Below are 22248 nucleotides of genomic sequence, written 5' to 3'. Positions count from 1 at the left end.
ATTCTGATGAATGTTAGGGCAGGGAATGAGCCTTAATTTCTCGTTATACGCTAACTGCTTGTAAATATAGTTGAAAATTTAACCTGTTTTTTAAAAATCTGTCATACTCAAGGTAGAAACTGTCGTCAGGCCAGATAATTAAAATAGAAGATGCCTATGTATGTATTACGACTGAATCAAAGCACCATGCCGTTAGGATGGATTACGATAGAGGAAGCCTGTAAACAATATTCTTTGGGCAATGTGCTGTTTGAATTGGGATCGATGAAGCGAACTTTGTTAGGCGGACATAATCATGCCGGTGAACAGAGTAGCATCGAAATTGCCTCCATTATTGGCTGCAAGGGTAAAGTCGTGCACCAGAGTGGTAAAATTCCCTTGTGTAACCGTTGGTTATTTGCCCGAGATAACTACACCTGTCTGTATTGCGCCAGTCAATTCCGCCCCAGCCAACTAACCTTGGATCACATTATCCCTCGTTCCCGAGGGGGTAAGAAAACCTGGATGAATTCGGCCACTGCCTGCAAGCGCTGCAATGTTATGAAAGGCGCCCGAACCCCGGAAGAAGCCGCGATGCACCTGATTGCAGTGCCTTTTAAACCCAATATGTACGAGCAACTTTATTTGCGTAACAACCGTATTTTGCAGGATCAAAAAGAATACCTCAGCAGCCAGTTTTCCAGTAAGCGGGATTGGCTGGGCGGCAAGCTGGTGGCCTGAGTGAAGAGTATATTTTGAACTATAATGACTGTTACGGCGTTTAAATTCAAACGACAACAGGAAGTAAACTATGAACTTGCATATCGAATCCTTCGAAGGTGGTTTTTATCTGGCGGCAATCGAAGACAACGACAGAACCTGGTATCTTTACGATGAGCAAAACCACCCTAAAAAATTTAACTGCATCAATGAGATAAAGTCCTTTTTAGACAATGAACGGTTTGAGAAAGTCTGGTTAAAGCAAAATACACCTTACGATGAAATGTGCGGCATGACTTCAACCACCGAAGACATGAAACTTGAACTGGAGTGGCACTAGCACCTGTTCAGTCGAGCGGTTGCACAATAAACTTCTCGCTGACAATTCTCATGGGTTCAGGTGCCGTCTGCAACAACTGATGCAGTGTATCAAGTACCTGATAATTCATTGGCAAAGGCGCTTCTTCGGGCTGATAAGTTGAACCCATTGGATAGTCCACACCGGCAGTTTTGCTCATTTCAATGTGGGTGCCCAAAATAGCCGTCACCGGCAGTGACCGCGTTTGTTTAAGCAAGCGCGCAATACTGCGTTTGTAGGCTTGCCAGTCGCGTACATACAGTCTGCCCGGATACAGACTGTCACCGGTTAGCAACCATCCGGTTCGCTCATCAAATAATGCTATGGCATCGTCACTATGCCCCGGCAAGGGGTATAGGGTTATTGCTCTGTCCCCTAAATCCAGTTGCGCGCTGCCTTCAGGCCAATGCAAACCATCAACCCCATAGCCAAAATGTTGTTGAATTGCTTTCATATTGCCAGCCACAACTAGTGTATGGGCCTTATCCTGAAATTGTTGGTCAGCAGCAATGTGATCGCTATGACCATGAGAATGCAACACCAGCAGTGGCTTAGCAGTATTTGCTGCCGAAGCTTCTTCGAGTATGCGGGTAACGGTAGCAAACAATGGAAAACGGCTGGCACTGGCTGTTGCGCCGGTGTCTAACAACAACGCCTTTTCCGTGCCCAATAACAGATAAATAAAGGGGGCTTCATAGTGCAGGCACTTGTTTTGGCGCAAAATATAGGTGTTTGCGTCGTAGCGAAAGATTTCAATTGGGCCTGCTTTATCCATTTGGCAATCTGCTGCGCCATGTCGCCATTGGTATTGCTGCAATTTTTGCAGCTCAGATTCCGGCATTGGCAACGGTTGTTGGCCGTTTGCGAATGCCCCACAGAGCAGGGTGCTCAAGAGCAATAGTCGTACCCGGTGACAGAGGTTTTTGATTGCTTTGCTGACAGTGCTCATTTGTTACTAACCTTTAAAATCCTGAAATTCAATGTATAGCGCTTTTTGAGAATGGCACTGACCGAAATTGGCTACTAACTCCGCCTTTTCAAATGAGTACTCGATTGAGGTTTTGGCTGAGCCTTTGAGCTGACATTGCTCTGCCAGATAAATAGCATCAAAAGAAGGGGCTGGGCCAATCTGATGCACAAACAGCAGGCGCTGCTCTGACAGCAGGATGCTATGCCATTGGTTAGGTTCAGAGGTTGCTGACATGTTGTTGGTTAATTGTCGACGATATAACGGCTTTTTAAAAAATACCTCTTGCTGGCTTAGCCAGGGCTTTCCGCCGCGTTCAAAGTGCCCCTTAAACACAGTGGCGTTGAGCACTAAGGATTCACCCTCAATGAGTTTATTGAGATCAAAGTGCTCAGGTAGCAAGGTCAGCATAGGTTCCTCAGTTTGCTCTCCTGATTTCAGCTGAGCTATCAGTTTTTCCTGGCTTTGCAGCTCTATTTCATAAATCAACTGATAATCGTGAGGTGCCTGATATAAGGGTAGATGGCTGGCAAAAAGACGGTCACCATCGCTAAACAACACCATGCCATGGGAACCCATGCGCTTATGATGCTTATGTTCATCAGCTTTTAATGGAACAGCTTGCGACAAACAAAAGAACAACAGTAAAACGGTTAACTTTGACATGGGGAGCAGCCTGTAAACATATGGATTAATCCTATTCTGCTTTAATAATAGGCGTAAAAACAGCGACTAAAAGTTTATCATTGTTTCCTTTTAGGATATGGTTTTAGTTGATTTGTTTACCGGTTTTTAGGTTATGGATGTTAATGATTTGCGCTATTTTCTGGTGATTGCCCGTAGCAATAATTTGCAAACGGCCGCTAAAGCATTAAACAAAACACCCGGGGCTTTATCCAAAGCCATTCGCAGAGTGGAAGCCTTAACTCATACCCAGTTATTTGAGCGACAGGGGCGCAATATTCAGTTGAATGCGGAGGGCCGACGATTTTGCGAATATGCGCGGGTGATTGTGCATGAGTCCGAACAGGCCATTAGTGCTTTTGGCCAGGGGAAGCAAAAAATCAAAGTGAACATAGCTGGCCCGCAGGTATTGCTGCAACAGGCGTTACCCGGCGTGTTAGATTGCCTGCCAGCTGCCCATTACGACACTCACATCACCGCCGAGTGGGAAGGGGATGCGTTAAAACATTTACGGGATGGTAGCGCCCATCTGGCTATTGCCACCGCAGAGGCAGTAAAACAAAATCAAGGTGACCTGAGTATTATTGAACTTGGCGAAACCTGCTTCCAACTGGCCTGTGCCGCTGCACATCCGCTGCTGGCCGATAATCCGGCAACGACAATTAGTAATGAACAGATTCAAAACTATGCCTTTGCCTGCCCGGTGGTATCGCCTTTTTGCGGTATACAGCGAGGTATCGGCTCTGATGGCTGGCGAGATGATATTCTGCCGCGCTATATTGCCTACCGATGTAGCGATTTCAGTACCTTGCTGGCACTGGTACAACAGGGCAGGGCATTGGCTTATATCCCGGATTTCTGTATCAGCCAGGCCAATCTTAGTGCCCTTAAAATTACCATTCCCTGGCAATACCGGGAAAGGCTAATTCTGGCATACCAACCCAGTCAGGCGGCGGGTTGGTTGCATCGCTTCGCCAGTGATTTGCAGTCCAGCAATTAAGCTTTCCTTGGCATTCAGAAAAATTACAGTTAAACCCTTGACCCTATATCTAACTATAGGGTTTATACTTTGTTCAGTATCAGTTATTTGGGCAATGTTATGTACAAAATTGGGCAGCTGGCAAAACTGGAAGCGATCAGTGTCGAAGCTTTGCGTTTTTACGATCAACAGGGGGTGTTATCACCCGGTCATCGGGCAGAAAACGGTTATCGACTCTACAGTGAAGAAGATCGCAAAACCCTGAAGTTTATTCAGTCGGCTAAGAACCTGGGGTTTACGCTGGCAGAAATACATGAACTTCTGGATATTAAAGTAGATAGTCGTTCTCATACCTGTGAAGAAGTAAAAACCATCGCAGAGCACAAGTTGCAGGATATTCAGGAACGCATCAGGCAGCTACAGCGTTTTGAAACTACCCTTAAAAAAGTGGTGAAAACCTGTTGTGGCGGTCCGGAAAGTGCCGAGCATTGTTCGATTTTGGAAGCTATTGAGGAGCGTGTCGCATGATCTTTTTGCAAAATTTTTGGGATCTATTGGTATTGTCTGCTCCCTGGTTGTTACTGGGCTATTTGATTGCAGGTGTGATCAATGTTTATTTACCCAAACAGTGGATGCAAAGTCAGTTAGGCAAGGCCAGTTTCGGTCATTCGGTTAAAGCCGCGTTTATTGGTGCGCCTTTGCCGCTGTGTTCCTGCGGTGTTATTCCCACTGCCCTGGGCCTGCGTAAACGCGGCGCCTCTAAAAATGCCACTGCCTCTTTTATGGTGGCCACTCCCGAAACGGGCGTGGACTCAGTGTCTGTGACCTATGCCCTGATGGGGCCTGTTATGGCCATTGCCAGACCCATTGCTGCGATAGTCAGTGCTATTGTGGCCGGGGAGTTGGTGAGGTTAACTGATAAACCGGAGGCGGCAAAGACGCAAACTCAGGTTCATTCCTGTTGTGGCAGTAAAAAGGCAGAGGAAGAGCCGGAGCAAAAGCGTTTCGTGGATGTGTTGCAGTTTTCTTTTGGCAAATTACTGGGGGATACCGCCAGTTGGTTATTGCTGGGTTTGTTTTTTGCCGCCCTGGTACAAACCTGGGTACCAGAGTCCTTTTTTGTGCAATGGGGTGACAGCATTTTAACTATGGTGGTGATGGTGCTGGTCAGTATTCCTATGTATATCTGCGCCACAGCATCAACCCCGATTGGTGCCGGTTTTATTCTGGCGGGCGTATCGCCGGGCAGTGTCCTGGTGTTCATGCTGACAGGACCCGCAACCAATCTGGCCACCTTAGGCGTATTAGGCAAAAAACTGGGAAAACGTGCCATTGTGGCTTATCTGGTGGCGGTTATAGGCACCGCAGTAGGCATGGGACTATTGCTCGACTGGCTGTTGCAGTACACAGGCTGGCAAATTGATGTGGCTGAGCAATTGCATCAGCATCAGGACAGCCTGATCTACACGGTCAGTGGATTGGTTTTGAGTCTGTTAATGGTGCGTTATTACCTTATGCAGGCCATCAACAAAATAAACCGAAGACATTCAGCATCTGAACAATCGGCAAATGCGTCTGAATCACTGTAAGTAAAAACTCCCGTGCTTCGTCCTTGAAGACACGGGAGAACGGGAACGGTTGCTTTGAGTATTATTCGTAGCGCAGTGCCTTGATGGGTGTTGCCTGGGCTACCCTGGTCGCTTTGCCACCTACCGTGAGCCAGGCGATGAGCAGTGCCAGCAGACTGGCTGTCAGACAACTGCCCAGTACCCAAAGTTCACTGATGCGATAAGGAAATATCTGTAACCAGCTAAGCATCAACATTGCAGCGCCAGCACAACCAATGAAGCTGGCGAGCAACACCGGTTTGGAAAATTGCCAGGTGAGCAGTTTGACGATATCCAGAACGCTGGCCCCCATGACTTTGCGGATGCCAATTTCTTTAAAGCGACGTTCGGCAGTGAAGCTGGCCAAACCAAACAAGCCCAGGCAGGAGACAATGACGGCCAGACTGGAAGCTATCGCTAGTAACAGTGCCTGCTTTTGTTCAGACTGAAAATCTCTTTCGATTACTTCACTGACATAGGTGCGTACAAAGGGTAATTCAGGCACCTGTTCCTGCCAGTAGCGCAGCAGCGTCTGCTCTGCTCTTTGCGGCGCATCTTCAAAACGTACCGCCAGAAAACCGATGCCGCCGTAGTCCACGAAAATGTAAACCTCCGGACGAATACTTTCTCTGACCGTGCGATAATTGATATCGCTGATCACTCCAATAACTGTGGCAAATATGGTCATGTCGCCCCATCGATACTCCAGTACCTGACCCAGAATATCTTCGTTACTGGCAAAGCCAAAGTGGGCCACCGCCTGTTCATTCACCATGGTATTAATTTGGCGGGTCTCCGGGTTTTGGTGCAATAGTTGAAAATCCGGACGCACATCGGAACTGATATTTAAATCGAAATAACGGCCTGTTATTACTTTGGCATTAAAGGTGTCCAGAAAGCCCTCATCCACATTACGAAACGAAATGGTTTCGCTAAATTGGGAGCCATCTTCCCGGTTGAATGACAACCCCAATTGCCAATTAGTGGCCATGGCCGGAAACATGTTGATGTATGTGGCGGCTTTCATGCCGGGTAAGTCCAGAACCTGTTCTCTGAGCAATTTTTGGCGAGATTGCTGGGCAACAGGTTCACGACCTACACCATGTAATATCACAATATGGTCTTTGTCGTAGCCAACTTCCAAATTCATGGCGTGCTGCCGTTGCGCAAACATCACCATGGCACAGACGATCAGTGCTATAGAAATGGAAAATTGAGCAATAACTAGCAGGTTTCGCAACATCAGACTGCCGGAGGTTTCTGCAGATTTATTGGCCTTTAACACTCTGGCGGGGCGAAATGCAGACAGTACCAGCGCCGGATAAACGCCACCCAATATGCCTACGGTCAGCACCAGACCTATCATGGCCAAAGTGTTTACACCCAGATAGTCAAAAACCAAATCTCGTTCTAAAAACTCACTGTAAAAGGGCAGGGCCAGTTCCACCAACATTAGTGCCAGCACCAAAGCGATGACGGTAATAAAAATGGTTTCACCCAAAAACTGCAGGATCAATTGTTGTCTGGAGGCGCCCATTACCTTGCGCAAGGCGACTTCTTTCGCACGGCGTGTGGAACGGGCCACAGAAAGGTTGGTAAAGTTGATGCTGGCAATAAGCAGAATCACCAGCGCAATACCTGAAAATATTGCGATGTTGGTTTTACGCCCCGGTTGATTGATGTACATTTCATCCAGCGGGATTGCCTCAAACGCGATCCAGTCTTCCGGTTGGGCATAGGTTTCCTGGACAAATTCCGGAACAATTACTCTGTCTTTAACCAACTGTTCCATGCGCTCATTAATGTCCTCAATGTTAGCGCCGGGCTTCAGTGTCATCAAAGTCATGTTGTTGCCACCGCCCCAGTTGGTGAACAGCCAGGGTTGAGTTTCCAGGTAGTCTTCTTCAACGATTTTTATCAAGGCTGTGAGACCTTCAATATTAGTGTTGTGGGCAACGTTGGCATACACAGCACCCACTCTGAAGTCTTTGACTACACCCCAGCTTTCAACAGTGATAATTTCGCCTATAGCGTCTGTGCTGCCAAAATATTTGATGGCCAGTTGTTCAGACAAGGCAATGGCGGCATTGTCGTTGATGGTACTGTTCAAATCACCTGCTAAGGTATCAAATTGCAAGATATCTATGGTGTCGGGATCAGCAAAATAGAGAGGTTCCTCGTAGATATCATTGCGTGTTTTGACTATGGGCCACTGTCGATTCATGCGGGTTGCTGATTCAATCTGGTCGGGAAAATAGTCTAACAGCACCTGCTTTAAAGGGCCGGGTGCTACATCAAAAGTTTGGGCCTCAGCACCTGTAGTAAAATAGGTGGTCTGTACCAGATAGGTGCGTTCTGCAGCGGGCCAGTGCTCGTCAAAACTGGTTTCATCCTCGATAAAGATAAACAACAACAAACAGCTGGCCAGACCCACTGCCAGGCCCAGTATATTGATGCTGCTGTACAGCCGATCGGCGATCAGGTTGCGCCAGGCAATTTGCAGGTAATTTTTAAACATGCCGGTTTCTCCTAAGCAGCCTTAACGCTTTCTGTGACAACCTTGCCATCAAACAGGTTAACGGTTCTGCTGGCATAGTCAGCGTGGGCCGGGCTGTGGGTCACCATCACTATGGTGGTGCCTTCTTTGTTCAACTGTTGCAACATTTCCATGACTTCCTGACCGTGGGCACTGTCCAGATTCCCGGTGGGTTCATCGGATAAAATCATCGCCTGATCGCCGACTACCGCACGGGCTACCGCCACGCGCTGCTGTTGACCTCCGGATAACTGGCCTGGCATGTGATTCGCTCTGTGACCAATGCCCACTTTGTCCATCACCTGCAATACCCGCTGACGCCTTTCCTGAGCCGGAATATCGTGATAAAGCAGGGCCAGTTCAATGTTTTCCTGAACAGAGAGTTCATCAACCAGATTAAAACTCTGAAAGATAAATCCGATATTGTGCTTGCGAATGGCGCTGAGCTGTCGCTCGCTGAACCCGGAAATTTCCTGATCCAGAAAATGGTATTCACCGCTGCTGGGTGAGTCGAGCATGCCCAAAATATTGAGTAAGGTGGATTTCCCGCAACCAGATGGGCCCATTATCGCCACGAATTCACCCTGTTCGATGTTCAGAGAAACCTGATCAAGCGCAGTGGTTTCGATGTCGTTAGATTGATAGACACGAGAGAGGTTATTCAGCCTAATCATACAGTTATCCTTTAGTTTTTCAGGGTTAAACGTTCAATGTCCTGGTATTCGCCATAAGAGGACACAATCACGGTTTCACCGGCACTAAGGCCAGAGAGAATTTCAATGTATTGGTTGTTGCGGCGACCGCTGCGTATTGCGCGTTTACTGGCTTCACTGCCATCTTGTGAAACAACAAATACCCAGTTGCCTCCGGTGTTTTGAAAAAATGCGGCGTTGGGTAACATCAGTGCCGGTTCAGCGTCACCTAATTGCAGTTTCACCTGTAAGGTTTGCCCACGGCGAATATCGGCAGGGCGGGCATGATCAAATTTCAGGTCCACTTCAAACTGGCCATTTCGCACCTGGGGGTATATTTTACTGATAGTCAGTGGGTAGCTTTCATTGTTGCGTATCAGGCTGGCACTTTGTTCCAGGTCCACCCGGCCCAGATAAAACTCATCAATAAAGGCGCTGAGTTTGAAATCATCCGGCGTGTCGATTTGTCCCAGTCGACCACCCCGGGTGATGCTTTGACCAATCTCCACGTCAAACCCGGATAACTTGCCATCTACCGGGGCTTTTACATTCATATTGTCCAGGTTTTGCCGGGAAATCTCTAAGGCTCTTTCCAGTTGTTCACCGGTAGATTTCAGAAACTGCAGTTGCTGTTGCTGCATCATCTCATCGGTGTGCTGGCTTTCCAGTGATACCGCCAGTGTTTGCTTGTACCAGTTCAGGGTATCCCGGGTGTCATCTACCTGATTCTTGGCGATCAGATTATTTGCCAGTAATTCCTGCTCGTGACTAAGTTGACGGGAAAAGATGCGGATCTGGTGATTGATATCCAACAAATTGCGTTTGTGCTGCAGACGGTTTTGTTCTAACTGCAACTCAATAGAGCGCATGTTGTTGAGCTGCTCTGCCACCATGGCTTCATTGCTGGTGACACTGAGCTGCAGCGAGGTGTTCGACAGTCTGGCAATCATATCCCCGGCTTTGAGGAGCGTGCCATCTTCCACAAATAAAGCTTCGACACGCCCACCTTCGATGGCATCCAGAAACACCGTTTTAGCCGGTGTTACCCTGGCGCGGAGAGGCAAAAAGTCTTCAAAAATACCCTGTTCCACCACGGCCAGGCTAATTCGCTCAGATTGTACTGACAATGCTCTTTGGCCGGTTTTGGAAAAGACCAGTACCCCAACAACGCCCATGACAATGGCAATTATCCAGGGCAGCGTTTTGCGCCACATTGGTGTTTTAGTGTTGAGTTTTTTGTCCATCGCTGCGCCTGAACGGCCCTGAGTAGTGTGCCCAGGTGACGGCATCTTGATGGGTTTTTTCTGTTGGCTTTGCAGTTCCACGGACATTGCTGGCTCTATTGCTCTGCTGTTTCAGTATTGATTTGCAGTGACTAAATCAAGACCTGTGCCAATTACTAAGTTATTGAAAAATAATGGTTAAATATTTTATTGCAATTAAAATCAGGGTATAGGTGTACGAATCCGAACACTTGCTGTACGGTATTGAACAGTTTCAGTTAACCGTAAGCCTGTGAAGTATGTCAGTAGATAGCCGTATACTCATCGTCGACGATGATGAGGATATTTTGGTGGCCAGCAAGTTGTTGCTTAAGCGGCATTTTTCCGATGTTGTGATTTGCAATCGGCCGGAGCAAATACCGGAGTTGATGGATAAGCAGCATTTTGATGTTATTTTGCTGGATATGAATTTTGGCCCGGGGGAGAGTAGTTGCCAGCAAGGTTTTAGCTGGCTGACACAAATTCTTAAGATCGATCCGCAGGCGGTGGTGATTCTGATCACGGCACACGGAGCCATTAATCTGGCCGTAGACGCGATGAAACTCGGCGCCACCGATTTTGTTGCCAAACCCTGGCAAAACGAAAAACTGGTAGCAACGATTTCTTCTGCCTGTCAGTTGCGTCACTCCCGCACCGAAGCCAGCCGATTACAAAAAACCAACAAAGCGTTGTCCGACGCCATCATACAATCCGAAACTCAACCTATGATTGGTAAATCAGCGGCTCTGTCCAGAGTCAAACAAATCATCAACAAAGCGGCGGCAACAGAGGCCAATATGCTGTTGCTGGGGGAAAATGGCACCGGCAAAGAAATGTTGGCCCGCACCATTCACGCCAGCAGCCATCGGGCGGATAAGGTGTTTATGAGCATAGACCTGGGCGCTGTACCCGAAAGCCTGTTTGAAAGTGAACTGTTTGGTCATAAGAAAGGCGCCTTTACCGGAGCCAAAGAGGACCGGATCGGAAAATTAGAAGCTGCCAATGGAGGGACTTTGTTTTTAGATGAAGTGGGTAATTTACCGCTGCACCTGCAAACCCGACTACTGACAGTACTGGAGCAACGCCAGGTAGTGCCACTGGGCAGCAATCAGGCGCAGGACATTGATATTCGTTTGCTATCTGCGACTAACCTTGCCCCTGAAAAACTACATGATGAAAGTTGCTTCCGGCAGGATTTACTGTTTCGACTCAACACCGTTGAAGTGGTATTACCGCCACTGCGTGAGCGCAATGAAGACATTGAAGCTATCGCCTTATACTACCTGGATATGTATGCCCGCAAATACCACAAACCGGCATTACAACTGCAAAGCGATGCATTACAGGCGTTACGGGATTATCATTGGCCCGGCAATATCCGTGAGTTGAAGCACGCGTTGGAAAGGGCTGTGATTTTAGCCGAAGGCAGTGGCATTGGTGCCCACGATCTGCAATTGCAAAAGGCCATTCCTGGCAATCAGGCTGTGGAAATTCAGGCACAAGATCTCAATCTGGACAGAATCGAAAAGCAGACTATTCAACAAGCCCTCAGAAAGCACAAATACAACATTTCTCATACGGCAAAAGCGCTGGGATTAACACGGGCTGCCCTGTATCGGAGGATGGAAAAACATGATCTTTAAGCGTTACTCCGGCCAGCTATTTTTGCGGGTACTGCTGCTGGCTGTCAGCCTGTTTGTATTTGCAAATTTATTCCCGCAAGAAGGCTTCCTGATGACTCAATCTGTGCTGGGATTGTTGATTTTGTATCAGTTCTGGGGCGTGCAGCAGCAGGTTCAAAAGACCAATCAGCAAATTGCCCGGTTTTTACAGGCGTTGCGCTATCGGGACTATTCAGCCCGCTTTGACTTTACCGGTTACGGCGATGGTTTTGATGAATTAGGTCGCGAAATCTCTCATATCGTGCAACAGGAGCAGCGCCGCCGGGAAGCGCAGGAAGGCACTAAACAATGGTTGAAATCCGTCATTGAACATGTGCCAGTGCCTTTGCTGAGTATTCACGCTGATGGTCGAATTACCCTTTGGAATAATGCCGTGAGGCGGCTGTTTAACAGTAGTACAATCACCCGTGTGGATGAACTTAAGAGCTATGGTCATGAGTTTTACAGCGCGATGCAAGGGGCTGAAGGCTCTGAAAGGCGTTTAGTGCGATTCGTGGCCGATGGCATGGAGCATCAGCTCAGCATTTCAGTGCGTCAGGTGGTACACAGCGGTCAGCAAGACCGGGTGATTTCACTGCAGGATATAGCCTCTGAACTGGATAAAGCGCAGTTAGACGCATGGCAGGATTTAGTGAAGGTGCTGACCCATGAAATCATCAACAGTATTACCCCGATAACCAGTCTGGCCAGTACCGCCGATGCTATTTTGGCGACCTCTGCGACCCGCCTTTCCGAAGAGGATTTAGGTGACGCCAGAGAAGCGGTCAGCACCGTGGCAAAGCGCTGTGAGAACCTGCTGGGATTCGTCAACAGTTACCGCAGTATCACCCATTTACCCGTGCCGGATAAAAAGCCGGTAAAAATCCTACCGTTACTGAATCGCATCCATAACCTGTTTCAACAACAGTGGCGTACAGCTGGCATCGTATTTCAGCTCAGCGCAGAACATGAGGCCCTGGAGGTACGCGCCGACCCGCAAATGTTGGAGCAGTTGTTTATCAATTTATTTCGCAACGCCGAGCAGGCCAAATCAGCACAACAGGTGGAACTCGCACTTGAAGTGAGGGTTTTTCTGAATAAACGCAACAAACTGGTGGCAGTGGTGAAAGACGATGGTATCGGCATTGCACCTGAGATCCGGGAAAAGATATTCGTGCCCTTTTTCACCACTAAAAAAGAGGGGACAGGCGTTGGACTGGCGTTGGCCCGCCAGATCATGTTGGTCCATGGGGGCAGTATACGGCTGGATGACATCGACACACCAGGTACTCAGTTCACCCTGGTATTTCCGTAAAGTGTGTTCAGCAAAGACTAAAATAAAGCACGGCAAATTGCCTTAATTAAATTAATTCAGGCATCTTGTCGGCTGTCCAGTTGTCCCAGTATGGTATATCACGCCCCAGGTTTTCTACCAGAAACTCAATAAAAACCCGGACCTTTTTGGGCATGTATTGCCTTTCTGGAAATACGGCATACAGTGTTTTGTGAGGCACTTTATAGTCAGTTAAAACAGGGATGAGGTTTCCCTTGCTAATTTCCTGTCCCGCGACGAAAGTGGGTAGCCGGCCAATTCCGATCCCGTGAAGTAACGATTCGAGTAACGCTTCACTGTTGTTCACTTCATAGGTTCCGGAAATTCTCACTGTTTCTTCTTTGTTATCCTTCAAAAATGTCCATTCATTGACCCTGGCCTGGTAGGTGTACAGGATACAGTTGTGCGAAGTTAACTGTTGCGGTGTCTCTGGTATCCCATGCTGCATCAAATATTCTTTTGATGCACAAACAACGCTATGCAGCGGGGTTAGTTTTCTGGCAATCAGAGATGAGTCAAATAATTCACCACCTCTTAGCGCAATATCAAAACCCTCCTCAATAATGTCGCTTTGTCGGTCACTCATATCCAGATGAATACTTATCTGCGGATATTTCTTCAGGAACAGGGGGATTAAGGGGGCAACATGCAACCTGCCAAATGACATTGGTGAACTCATTTTTAATGTCCCTCTTGGGTTCTTTTGTAACTCTGTTGCTGCGTGTTCTGCGTCTTGCGCGGAACGCAAAGCTAATATTGCATGCTCAAAATAACGCTCTCCCGCCTCTGTTAAACTTAGCTGTCTCGTCGATCTGTGCAATAGCTTGACGCCTAATTGAGCTTCGAGTCCTGAAATACGTTTACTCACCGCTGACTTGGTGATGTTGAGTTTTTCAGCGGCACTTGAAAAGCTGCCATATTCAACGACGCTGACAAAGACAGGTATAGACGAAATATCTTGCATACAGGTTTAATTGTTGAGTTTTGTTCAACAATTATGTTCCAAACGACAGGATTATCAAACAAAAAGAAACCAAATAGACTTAAGGCCAACTTTATTCAACTTAGGAATAGGAAAAATGGTCCGTCTTGAACACGTAAACCTGGTGGTTAAAAACATCAACAAATCCCTGGAATTTATATTAACAGCGTTCCCTGACTGGCAGGTGCGTGGCACGGGTGAAACACAGAGGTATGGTAAAAAGCAGAAATGGTTGCATTTGGGGACCGGGGAATACTACCTATCCCTGAATGAAGGGGAAGGTAGTCCCAACCCAAAAAGGCACTCCGACGGCTTGGCACATATTGGATTTGAAGTGGATGACATGGAGTCGATAGCAAAGCGCTTAAAAGATAAAGGTTATGAGGTAACGACTATTGGTGCGGATCATCCCTTTAGAAAAACGATTTATTTTGCCGATCCAGCAGGAATTGAATATGAATTCATCGAATACCTAAGTCATAAACCTGCCGAAAAAAACATGTATGGAGGGGAAACAACCAGTATCACTCGTCTGAAAACAAACCCGGCATACAACATGGCTGGCCGGGACCTAGTGCAGGATCTATACAAACGGGCTGTTGATGGTAAAAACGTAGCACACCTCAGTACATTACTGTCTGAAAATGTCAGGTTTCGATTGGGTAATTTTCCTCCGGTAATTGGGAAACACGAAGTTTTGGAATCAAATCGTTCATTTTTTTCCAGTATCAAAAGTATGGCCCATACAATAGACAATGTATGGACAGATGACGACCAGGTCATATGCAATGGCATTGTCGATTATGTCAGGTTGAACGGAACTGACCATTCGGCCTTTTTTTCAACTGTTCTGACTATCGAAGACGGAAAGATCACAGACTACCTCGTCTACGCTGATTTATCCCAATTATAGCTACACAAGTAGCTCAGTCTGAATCGGGGGTAATTGCGCTGTGAAAAGTGCAGTTTTTTTGAGTTAGCACAAACCTGGCATAAGTGAAGTGGCTTCTATATCATGCTGTTGGTAATCAACCCCCTTCAGGTTAACGACAAGAGGTACAGTCAAATGCAGCAGTTTCGGTTTTTCTCAAGGCGCCTATGCGTTGGGTTTATGAGCATCGCACTCAACGTTATTTTTCAGGCTAACGCCAGTGATTTTCATCCAACCTTTTCATGGGATGAAGCCTGTGCAGCCAATGTGTGCAGAGGGACCGGACACGATGGTGTGTTTTCCGCGATTTTCTCCCCCGATGGCACGCAGCTGTTAACGCAGGTGGTAAATCCGACACAAAGTGGTTTGTACATTGTCGGTCTCGATGGCAGTGAACGCTTTTTGACAAAGGGAGCATCGGCGGCGTGGATGCCGGATGGTAAAAGTGTTATTTATCTGTCGAACAGTGATCTCTGGTCAATCGATATTGAATCAAATAAGACCACTCAGTTAACACAGAACTGGACGGATATTCGCTCACCCAAGCCATCGCCGGATGGAAAATGGATAGTGTTTGCCAGTAATCGCTCGGGGTTTCAGGATCTCTGGCTTGTCCCGACTGATGGCAGTGGGACGGCTGTGCAGTTGACATCAGAATCAATGCCCACTGATGAGCTGCGGTTTGGTTTTAGCTGGTCGCCGGACAGTAAATACGTAGCCTACTTTTCTAATCAGGCTGAGTATTGGTCAGATGATTTGTGGCTGGTGGAAGTGGCTGGCAAAAAACAGTCGAGGTTAACTCAGGACGTTACCGGGCGAGGTGAGCCAGCCTGGTCACCCGATGGCTCTCAAATTGCCATCTACGGCACCTTAAAATCCGATTACTGGTACACCGAACTGGCGGATATTTTTATCGTTGATCTTACAGCCAAAAACACCCGATTGCTGTCTAAGCAGGTGACGGCCCGGGAGCCGGGTTCCCCGAAATGGAGCAAGTCAGGTAAGCACTTGTTTTTCCCCAATCACAGTCGTGGTGAAGTGGAGTTGTGGACTGTGCCCAGCGTCGGAGGTGTGGCAACGCGAATTACCCATGGGGGTGGATTGCTACATGACTGGGACATGAGCGCGAATGGTGAGCAATTTGCTCTGGTGCGCTCAACACCTACGCGAGGCAAGGAGCTGGATTTACAGGCATCAATCGGGGGTAACAGCCGCCGCGTAACGCATTTTTCAACCGCCTGGCAGGGGTTGGTTGAACCGCAGGAGATCAGTTACAAAAGCAATGATGGCACTTATATTCAGGGCTTTGTGTTCCACCCACCAGGTTTTACTCAAGACAAGCAATACCCGAGCATAGTGCAGGTTCACGGGGGAGGCACGCATTCTTATTACAACGGACTCAATCTGGTGGAACAACGACTGGCGCAGCTGGGATATGTAGTGATCGCGGTAAATTATCGCGGTGGTTCGGGATTTGGCCGCACCTATCAAGATTTGTCCACCAATGACTGGGCCAACACCCAGGCGTTAGACGCCGCCGCGGCAGCTGATTTTATTCGGGCTCAATCCTGGTCAAATGGCAAGGTGGGGATTTACGGTTACAGCTATGGTGGCATTACCAGTTTAGCCGCTGTTGCCAGGGCGCCGGAGGCCTTTGATGCGGCGGTACCAATGGCAGGTATTTATGATTTTGCCGCCGCCTACAATAATAAAAACCGCATGATTCGCCTGTTTATCGAACATGGCCACAGTGGTGTGCCCGATGCACAGCCTGAACATTATGCCATCAGCAACACCATAAACAGACTCCATGCTGTGAAAACCCCGATTTTGCTGATGCATGGCGAAAGCGACACAATTGCGCCTTTTGAGCAGTTTTTAAGCGCCACCAAAGCGCTGGAACAACACAACAAAGTCTTTGAAGCTCACAGCTATCCCGGTGAACCGCACCGTTTTCGCAACCCGGAAAACCGGGTGGATATGTATCGCCGGTTAGAAGCGTGGATGGCGCGCTGGTTGCAGAATCCGTAGAGCGTGTTGCGCTGTTAACCAGCTCACTTTTTTCCAGAAACCTTAAACTGAACAGTCATTAACACCGTGCTCAGGCACAGTGTTAATGGCGTAACTAATCCTAACCGGAGCAGCAGCAACGCAACCACAGGATGCGCTCAATTCCACCTGCCAGCCATTTGCTAAAAGCCGAGCTGTTCTCGGTATTCACCACCTGTTGAATAATAGCAATCAGGAATAATACCCACATCAATTTGCACATCGTTTGAAGGTGCGAAGGCTTGAGGTAATTTTAAACAGGCTGCCATTGGTGCAGAAGCGAGAGTGACGCAAGGTGAGTACTTTTTCTGGTCTTTCTAAACTGAATTTGTTGAGTTTAATGGTGTTGCTTTGCACCCTGCTGGCAGCGTGCGGTAAGCCTGTCCCTGAGCAGACGTCAGCTGTTGCAACAAAAACCACACTTATTGTGGCACGTGCCAGTGAACCGGAATGGTTGAATCCGGTGGCGGGCCATCAGCATGCCGACTCTGATAAATCCATGTTCCGTGGATTATTCAGGCTGGACCTGGATAATAAGTTGGTACCGGATATGGCTGAATCCTGGTCGGTATCGGATGACGGTAAAGTCTATCTCATCAGCTTGCGCCAGGGGATTAAATGGCACGATGGTGTGGCCTTTACGGCTGAGGATGTGAAGTTCACCATTGAAAGCATTCAAAATCCCAACAATCATAGTGGCTTGCGCAAGGAAGTAGAGGAAATAAACCGGGTTGAAGTCATTGATGCGCTCACGGTAAAAATCCATCTCAGCCAGCCATTAGCCCCGCTGCCGGGCAGACTCAAAATAGGCATGATCCCCAAACACAAGCTGCAAGGCAAAGATTTTAATACTGATCCTTTTAACTTCGATCAACCTGTGGGTACCGGCCCATACAAGTTCAGCTCTCGCAAACCTGGTGAATATCTTGAGCTGGTAGCCAACGATGACTTCTACGATGGCGCGCCAGCCTTTGAACGAGTTATTTACAAGTTTTTGCCTGATCCTAATGTTCGCCTGATACAACTAAAAAAAGGCGAGATAGACATTGCCCCGCTGACGCCCAAACAAGTGGCGGCGGTACGGGAGGATGATGTGTTTCGCATCGAAACCACGCCTTCAGCTGATTATCGGGTGATGATGTTTAATCATCGTGATCCGTTGTTTGAAGATGTCCGGGTGCGTCAGGCAATTCAGTTTGCTACTGACCGGGAGGCATTAGTCAAAGGGGCATTGTTGGGCTACGGTGAGGCTGCATACGGACCATTGCAATTTAATCGTATGTCGGTCAGTAAAGCGCAACTGTTAAAACACGACAACAATATCGGGCAAGCTGAAAAACTGTTAAATGCCGCCGGATGGCAGCGCGGTGAAGATAATCTGATGCATAAAGATGGCCAGGTGTTTTCGTTTATTTTGACGGCGCCGGTCAGTGATCCGGTGCGTGTGGATCTGGCGACCTTGTTGGCCAGTCAACTTCGCCGCGTGGGTATTCATGTCATGGTGGATGTAAAGGACTGGTCGGTGATCAGTATCCCCATGACCCAGGCCTTAATTTTAGGGGGCGGCTTGCCTGGCGATCCGGATGACGATTTATACCGTTTTTTCTCTTCTCATATGCTGGATGCAGGCAGCAATTACAGCGGTTATCAAAATCCACAGGTTGATGCTTTGTTGGCGCTGGGGCGCAGTGCTCTTGCAGAACAACAACGGGTGGAGATTTACCAGCAGTTGCAGCGCGAGCTAATCGAAAACCCTGCTTATAATTATCTGGTTTATTTAGAACAGGTGTACGGTATTCGCAAAGGCCTGCAAGGATTTCAAAAGAAGGTTTTTGGGCACGGCACTTCGCCGCTCTGGAATATAGAAAAGTGGCAATATCGCCATGAAGCTGTGCAGGCGGATGACAGCTGATGCTGCGTTACCTGGCGTTGCGCTTTGGATCTGCGATTCCGCAATTACTGCTCATCAGCCTGTTGGCCTTTATCGTGATGAAGGCGGCACCCGGTTCACCGGTAGCCAGTCTGGTGGGCGGCCGTGAGTTTATGAGCGCCACCGATTTTGAACGGGTTGCCGGAAACCTGGGATTAAACGAGCCCTTGTATACCCAATATCTGACCTGGCTGAGCAATGTGCTGACCGGAGATTGGGGCTATTCCATCAAAGATGGTCGCGCAGTCAGTGAGGTCATCTGGGTTGCGACGCTGAATACCGGCCTGTTAATCGGTATTGCAGGTACAGGCATTGTATTGATATCACTGCTGATGGGCTATGTGGCTGGCCGCTGGGCGCAATCGCCGGTGGATTACGCGGTGAGTGGCCTGTCGCATATCAGTTTTGCGACACCAGCTTTCTGGCTTGCGTTGTTATTCATTTTACTTTTTTCTGTGGAGCTGGACTGGTTGCCTTCTTCGGGGATGGTGACACTGGGTCAACCTGACACCTGGCAAACGCGCTTGCTACATTTAGTGTTACCGGTGTTAACCATCATTCTGGCGCATGCGGGCCCCTATATTCGACTGGTGCGGGGTAGTGTGCGTGACGTATTGTCTTCCGATTACTATCGCGCAGCCGTTGCGCGTGGCTTACCTCGTCGAATCTTGTTGTGGCGCTATGAGTTACCCAATGCGCTGACTCCTTTTATTACCTGGTGTGGTGTTTCGTTGCCGTTACTGGTGGGTGGCACGTTTGTCGTGGAATGGGTTTTTTCCTGGCCGGGTATCGGGCAGTTATTTCTCAAATCGGCGATTGGAAAAAATTACACAGTGCTGATGGCGGCAGTGTTAGTTACCGGTGTTATGGTGATTCTTGGCAATCTCATTGCCGATCTGCTGGTGGCCTGGTTAAACCCGAAAATAAGGCGGCAATATGGACGCGCTTAGCACTGACAAGGGGCAGGTTCCCGAATATTTCCGCTATCACCAAAAAACGGCATTGTTGCGATCGTTTCTGCGTCACCCTATGACCAGAGTGGGACTGCCCGGTTTATTGATCATTGCAATCGCCGCTGTGTTGGGGCCATTGCTGGTACCTTATGGTGCTGATGAGCCTGATTTGTCTGCGATTTTTGCTGTGCCTTCCTGGTCTCACTGGTTAGGCACCGATCAACTCGGGCGTGACTTACTCGCACGATTATTGGAAGGCGCACAGGTGTCCCTCAGTGTGGCGATAATCGCCACACTGTTTGCTACAGTACTCGGCTGCCTTTATGGTTTTGTGGCCGGTATGGGACCGGTGTGGCTGGATCGCATCATGATGCAGTTTCTGGATACCCTGTTATCGATACCTGTGTTATTGCTGGTGATCGTGGCCCAGGCTTTCGGAGAATCCAGTGTACTGAAGGTGATTGCTGTGATTGGCCTTGCCAGCTGGATGGGAACTGCGCGTCTGATGCGCACCGAGTGTCGCCGGTTGATGGCCGCCGATTATATTTCAGCGGCGTTGGTGGGTGGGGCCTCACAGTTTCGTCTGGCCATAACGCATTTGTTGCCCAATGCCGCTGCACCGTTGCTGGTGGTGGTCACTGTGGGTGTCGGGCAGGCGGTACTGATTGAGTCTACTCTGAGTTTTTTAAACCTTGGTGTGCCTTCTACCTTACCCAGTTGGGGAAACTTGTTGGGTAACGGCATGAGCAGCCTGCTGGGTGGTGCCTGGTGGATGGTATTGTTCCCCGGTTTAATGATTGTCTTTACCGTCGCCAGCATTAATCTGGTGGGGGATGGTTTGCGGGATATTGTGGACCCAAAGCGGCGGGCCGGCCTATGACGGTAAAAACACCACTACTGTCTATCAATGAATTGTCAGTGACTTACGGCGCAGGACCCGGTGCCGTGAAGGCTGTGCGCAATCTTTCCTGTGATATCGGCTGCGCTGAAGTGGTGGGATTGGTCGGGGAAAGTGGCAGCGGGAAAAGCACGGTTGCCCAGGCCATCTTAGGCTTGTTGGATAGCGACAACAGTGCCATTAGTGGCAGTATTGAATTTTCTGCTGACAATGTGTTGGCTTATGACTCCGCTCAGTGGCGTGCCGTCAGAGGCAGTCGTATCGGTATGCTTTTCCAGTCTCCGGAATCCAGCTTTAATCCGGTGACAACCATTGGTGAGCAAATGTTGGAGTCGCTGTGTTGGCACAAAGCGCTGAGTAAAGCGCAGGCAAAGACAGCCGCGATAAAGGCGTTGTCTGATGTGGGTATGCCACGTCCTGATGAAGTATTTCATCACTACGCGTTTGAGCTAAGCGGTGGCATGTGTCAACGAGCGGCGCTGGCACTGGCGATGTCGCTGCAACCCTCCTTGTTATTAGCAGATGAACCGACAGCCTCATTAGATGTCGTGGCTCAGGCTGAGCTGGTGCGTTGGATGGGCAGGGTGCAAAAACAGCGGCAATTGGCCATGTTGGTGATTAGTCATGATCTGAATTTAATCGCCCGTCTGGCGGATCGTATATTGGTGATGTATCAGGGTGAAATACTGGAGCAAGGGCCGACCCGGTCTGTACTGGAAAATCCACAACATGATTACACCCGGGCATTGATAAATGCAGTACCCAGGTTGACAAAATACCCATCCATATCCGCCGGCGAATCTTTGTATCAGGCTAACACCGAAGAGGTGCAGTCATGAGCACACCATTGCTTAACGTTGAAGCTGTCAGCCGGGTTTACCATAGCCTGGGGGGGATGTTTTCAGGCAAGCGTCACAATGTCCGGGCTGTTAATCAGGTTTCTCTTAGCCTTGCTGAGGGCGATGTTGTGGGGCTGGTGGGAGAAAGCGGCTCGGGAAAAAGCACTCTGGCGCGCATGATCATCGGACTGGAGCAGCCGGATAGTGGCCAGGTGTTGCTCAAGGGGGCAAATATCCATGCCTGTCGGGCACAGCAATTACGGCGTATGCGACAAACCATGCAGATGGTATTTCAGAACCCCTATACAGCACTTAATCCTTTACAACGAATTGATGCCGCCATCGTCGAACCACTGGTTAATTTTAAGTCACTGTCGCAAAAAGAGCGAACCACTGTGGCGGTTCGGGCCCTGGAGGATGTGGGACTGCCAGCGCGTTTATTACATGCGTATCCGCATCAGTTAAGTGGTGGCGAGCGACAGCGAGTCTGTATTGCCCGGGCGTTGAGTGTTCAGCCCAAACTGTTGCTTTGCGACGAAGCGGTATCGGCTCTGGATAAAACGGTTCAGGCTCAGGTGCTGACCCTGCTAAGGCAGTTGCAGCAGCGCTACAAGCTGGCAATTTTGTTTATTTCTCATGATCTCGCAGCGGTCAATCAACTGTGCGATAAGCTGCTGGTTATGCGTCAGGGGGAGATTGTTGAACGGGGAAATTGTCAGACGCTACTGTCAAATGCCACGCACCCGTACACGCAAAAACTGCTTGCAGCAAACCATTATCTGGAAGGTGTGGGACAGTAAATGCCAGTGCTTCCGGGTCAGTTTAGTCATTCATCTAAGCAACTTAATCACATTCAATTTTATTCTACGATTTTAAGGTTTCAACCCT

Annotated in this window: 21 protein-coding genes; 14 read left to right on the top strand and 7 right to left on the bottom strand. The window is 48.6% G+C overall.

Features of this window, described 5'->3' with window-relative positions:
- Positions 1-156: 156 nt before the first annotated feature.
- Positions 157-720, top strand: coding sequence for an HNH endonuclease (locus AC0J20_RS06730; RefSeq protein WP_473021113.1), 564 nt, complete (start codon positions 157-159; stop codon positions 718-720).
- Between the two features lie 70 nt (positions 721-790).
- Positions 791-1039, top strand: coding sequence for a DUF6482 family protein (locus AC0J20_RS06725; RefSeq protein WP_473021112.1), 249 nt, complete (start codon positions 791-793; stop codon positions 1037-1039).
- Positions 1040-1046: 7 nt separating this feature from the next.
- Here AC0J20_RS06725 and AC0J20_RS06720 read toward each other — a convergent pair whose 3' ends face one another.
- Both AC0J20_RS06720 and AC0J20_RS06715 read right to left on the bottom strand, forming a co-directional pair.
- Positions 1047-2006 (bottom strand): MBL fold metallo-hydrolase, encoded by a 960-nt coding sequence (locus AC0J20_RS06720; RefSeq protein WP_473021111.1) that lies wholly within the window; start codon positions 2004-2006, stop codon positions 1047-1049.
- Positions 2007-2012: 6 nt separating this feature from the next.
- The gene (locus tag AC0J20_RS06715; RefSeq protein ID WP_473021110.1) at positions 2013-2690 is read right to left on the bottom strand and encodes a hypothetical protein; all 678 of its coding nucleotides are present in this window, start codon (positions 2688-2690) and stop codon (positions 2013-2015) included.
- 133 nt (positions 2691-2823) lie between these two features.
- Here AC0J20_RS06715 and AC0J20_RS06710 point away from each other — a divergent pair, with 133 nt between their 5' ends.
- From AC0J20_RS06710 to AC0J20_RS06700, 3 genes are all read left to right on the top strand, one after another.
- The gene (locus tag AC0J20_RS06710) at positions 2824-3708 is read left to right on the top strand and encodes a LysR family transcriptional regulator (RefSeq protein WP_473021109.1); all 885 of its coding nucleotides are present in this window, start codon (positions 2824-2826) and stop codon (positions 3706-3708) included.
- A gap of 99 nt (positions 3709-3807) precedes the next feature.
- Positions 3808-4215 carry a Zn(2+)-responsive transcriptional regulator gene (gene zntR, locus AC0J20_RS06705; RefSeq protein WP_229528455.1) on the top strand — a complete coding sequence of 136 codons (408 nt, stop codon included), beginning with the start codon at positions 3808-3810 and terminating at the stop codon, positions 4213-4215.
- Positions 4212-5276, top strand: coding sequence for an SO_0444 family Cu/Zn efflux transporter (locus AC0J20_RS06700; RefSeq protein ID WP_473021108.1), 1065 nt, complete (start codon positions 4212-4214; stop codon positions 5274-5276). The genes zntR and AC0J20_RS06700 overlap by 4 nt, the downstream gene beginning before the upstream one ends.
- Before the next feature lie 61 nt (positions 5277-5337).
- Here AC0J20_RS06700 and AC0J20_RS06695 read toward each other — a convergent pair whose 3' ends face one another.
- From AC0J20_RS06695 to AC0J20_RS06685, 3 genes are read right to left on the bottom strand one after another with little or no spacing between them, the layout of a single operon-like run.
- Positions 5338-7812, bottom strand: coding sequence for an ABC transporter permease (locus tag AC0J20_RS06695; protein WP_473021107.1), 2475 nt, complete (start codon positions 7810-7812; stop codon positions 5338-5340).
- Between the two features lie 11 nt (positions 7813-7823).
- Entirely contained in the window at positions 7824-8504 is a 681-nt protein-coding gene (locus AC0J20_RS06690; RefSeq protein ID WP_473021106.1) for an ABC transporter ATP-binding protein, read from the bottom strand.
- Between the two features lie 11 nt (positions 8505-8515).
- On the bottom strand, positions 8516-9853 hold the full coding sequence (locus tag AC0J20_RS06685; RefSeq protein WP_473021105.1) for an efflux RND transporter periplasmic adaptor subunit: 1338 nt from the start codon (positions 9851-9853) through the stop codon (positions 8516-8518).
- Between the two features lie 191 nt (positions 9854-10044).
- Between AC0J20_RS06685 and AC0J20_RS06680 the strand changes: the two genes are divergently transcribed.
- Positions 10045-11427, top strand: a complete 1383-nt coding sequence (locus tag AC0J20_RS06680) for a sigma-54-dependent transcriptional regulator (RefSeq protein ID WP_473021104.1) — start codon at positions 10045-10047, stop codon at positions 11425-11427.
- Complete coding sequence (locus tag AC0J20_RS06675; RefSeq protein WP_473021103.1) at positions 11417-12760, top strand: sensor histidine kinase; 1344 nt, start codon at positions 11417-11419, stop codon at positions 12758-12760. Before AC0J20_RS06680 ends, AC0J20_RS06675 begins: the two co-directional genes overlap by 11 nt.
- 46 nt (positions 12761-12806) lie before the next feature.
- On the opposite strand, the gene AC0J20_RS06670 is transcribed toward AC0J20_RS06675, so the two are convergent.
- Positions 12807-13742: a LysR family transcriptional regulator gene (locus AC0J20_RS06670; RefSeq protein WP_473021102.1), complete on the bottom strand. Its 936-nt coding sequence runs from the start codon at positions 13740-13742 to the stop codon at positions 12807-12809.
- A 13-nt stretch (positions 13743-13755) separates the two neighbouring features.
- Between AC0J20_RS06670 and AC0J20_RS06665 the strand changes: the two genes are divergently transcribed.
- Positions 13756-14673, top strand: coding sequence for a VOC family protein (locus AC0J20_RS06665; RefSeq protein WP_473021101.1), 918 nt, complete (start codon positions 13756-13758; stop codon positions 14671-14673).
- A 198-nt stretch (positions 14674-14871) separates the two neighbouring features.
- Complete coding sequence (locus tag AC0J20_RS06660; protein WP_473021100.1) at positions 14872-16722, top strand: S9 family peptidase; 1851 nt, start codon at positions 14872-14874, stop codon at positions 16720-16722.
- Positions 16723-16822: 100 nt separating this feature from the next.
- On the opposite strand, the gene AC0J20_RS06655 is transcribed toward AC0J20_RS06660, so the two are convergent.
- A complete protein-coding gene (locus tag AC0J20_RS06655; protein WP_473021099.1) occupies positions 16823-16951 on the bottom strand; it encodes a hypothetical protein in 129 nt (42 codons plus the stop codon).
- A gap of 84 nt (positions 16952-17035) precedes the next feature.
- Here AC0J20_RS06655 and AC0J20_RS06650 point away from each other — a divergent pair, with 84 nt between their 5' ends.
- Genes AC0J20_RS06650 through AC0J20_RS06630 form a run of 5 tightly spaced genes read left to right on the top strand, consistent with a single transcriptional unit; the run spans position 17036 to position 22160 of the window.
- A complete protein-coding gene (locus AC0J20_RS06650) occupies positions 17036-18652 on the top strand; it encodes an ABC transporter substrate-binding protein (protein ID WP_473021098.1) in 1617 nt (538 codons plus the stop codon).
- Positions 18652-19620, top strand: coding sequence for an ABC transporter permease (locus AC0J20_RS06645; protein WP_473021097.1), 969 nt, complete (start codon positions 18652-18654; stop codon positions 19618-19620). The genes AC0J20_RS06650 and AC0J20_RS06645 overlap by 1 nt, the downstream gene beginning before the upstream one ends.
- Positions 19607-20503 carry an ABC transporter permease gene (locus AC0J20_RS06640; RefSeq protein ID WP_473021096.1) on the top strand — a complete coding sequence of 299 codons (897 nt, stop codon included), beginning with the start codon at positions 19607-19609 and terminating at the stop codon, positions 20501-20503. Before AC0J20_RS06645 ends, AC0J20_RS06640 begins: the two co-directional genes overlap by 14 nt.
- Complete coding sequence (locus tag AC0J20_RS06635) at positions 20500-21360, top strand: ABC transporter ATP-binding protein (RefSeq protein ID WP_473021095.1); 861 nt, start codon at positions 20500-20502, stop codon at positions 21358-21360. Before AC0J20_RS06640 ends, AC0J20_RS06635 begins: the two co-directional genes overlap by 4 nt.
- Positions 21357-22160 (top strand): ABC transporter ATP-binding protein, encoded by an 804-nt coding sequence (locus AC0J20_RS06630; protein WP_229528469.1) that lies wholly within the window; start codon positions 21357-21359, stop codon positions 22158-22160. The genes AC0J20_RS06635 and AC0J20_RS06630 overlap by 4 nt, the downstream gene beginning before the upstream one ends.
- Positions 22161-22248: the final 88 nt, after the last annotated feature.

The sequence above is a fragment of the Planctobacterium sp. R6 genome (genome assembly GCF_055755215.1).
The sequence above is the reverse complement of the archived record's forward strand: the minus strand, read 5'-3'. Positions and strand labels throughout refer to the sequence as shown.

What these genes read in the sequence shown, in the direction of transcription:
- AC0J20_RS06730 (WP_473021113.1), top strand. Translation starts at nt 157, where the DNA reads ATGTATGTATTACGACTGAATCAAAGCACCATGCCGTTAGGATGGATT.
- AC0J20_RS06725 (WP_473021112.1), top strand. Translation starts at nt 791, where the DNA reads ATGAACTTGCATATCGAATCCTTCGAAGGTGGTTTTTATCTGGCGGCA.
- AC0J20_RS06720 (WP_473021111.1), bottom strand. Translation starts at nt 2,006, where the DNA reads ATGAGCACTGTCAGCAAAGCAATCAAAAACCTCTGTCACCGGGTACGA.
- AC0J20_RS06715 (WP_473021110.1), bottom strand. Translation starts at nt 2,690, where the DNA reads ATGTCAAAGTTAACCGTTTTACTGTTGTTCTTTTGTTTGTCGCAAGCT.
- AC0J20_RS06710 (WP_473021109.1), top strand. Translation starts at nt 2,824, where the DNA reads ATGGATGTTAATGATTTGCGCTATTTTCTGGTGATTGCCCGTAGCAAT.
- zntR (WP_229528455.1), top strand. Translation starts at nt 3,808, where the DNA reads ATGTACAAAATTGGGCAGCTGGCAAAACTGGAAGCGATCAGTGTCGAA.
- AC0J20_RS06700 (WP_473021108.1), top strand. Translation starts at nt 4,212, where the DNA reads ATGATCTTTTTGCAAAATTTTTGGGATCTATTGGTATTGTCTGCTCCC.
- AC0J20_RS06695 (WP_473021107.1), bottom strand. Translation starts at nt 7,812, where the DNA reads ATGTTTAAAAATTACCTGCAAATTGCCTGGCGCAACCTGATCGCCGAT.
- AC0J20_RS06690 (WP_473021106.1), bottom strand. Translation starts at nt 8,504, where the DNA reads ATGATTAGGCTGAATAACCTCTCTCGTGTCTATCAATCTAACGACATC.
- AC0J20_RS06685 (WP_473021105.1), bottom strand. Translation starts at nt 9,853, where the DNA reads ATGTCCGTGGAACTGCAAAGCCAACAGAAAAAACCCATCAAGATGCCG.
- AC0J20_RS06680 (WP_473021104.1), top strand. Translation starts at nt 10,045, where the DNA reads ATGTCAGTAGATAGCCGTATACTCATCGTCGACGATGATGAGGATATT.
- AC0J20_RS06675 (WP_473021103.1), top strand. Translation starts at nt 11,417, where the DNA reads ATGATCTTTAAGCGTTACTCCGGCCAGCTATTTTTGCGGGTACTGCTG.
- AC0J20_RS06670 (WP_473021102.1), bottom strand. Translation starts at nt 13,742, where the DNA reads ATGCAAGATATTTCGTCTATACCTGTCTTTGTCAGCGTCGTTGAATAT.
- AC0J20_RS06660 (WP_473021100.1), top strand. Translation starts at nt 14,872, where the DNA reads ATGAGCATCGCACTCAACGTTATTTTTCAGGCTAACGCCAGTGATTTT.
- AC0J20_RS06655 (WP_473021099.1), bottom strand. Translation starts at nt 16,951, where the DNA reads ATGTGGGTATTATTCCTGATTGCTATTATTCAACAGGTGGTGAATACC.
- AC0J20_RS06645 (WP_473021097.1), top strand. Translation starts at nt 18,652, where the DNA reads ATGCTGCGTTACCTGGCGTTGCGCTTTGGATCTGCGATTCCGCAATTA.
- AC0J20_RS06640 (WP_473021096.1), top strand. Translation starts at nt 19,607, where the DNA reads ATGGACGCGCTTAGCACTGACAAGGGGCAGGTTCCCGAATATTTCCGC.
- AC0J20_RS06635 (WP_473021095.1), top strand. Translation starts at nt 20,500, where the DNA reads ATGACGGTAAAAACACCACTACTGTCTATCAATGAATTGTCAGTGACT.
- AC0J20_RS06630 (WP_229528469.1), top strand. Translation starts at nt 21,357, where the DNA reads ATGAGCACACCATTGCTTAACGTTGAAGCTGTCAGCCGGGTTTACCAT.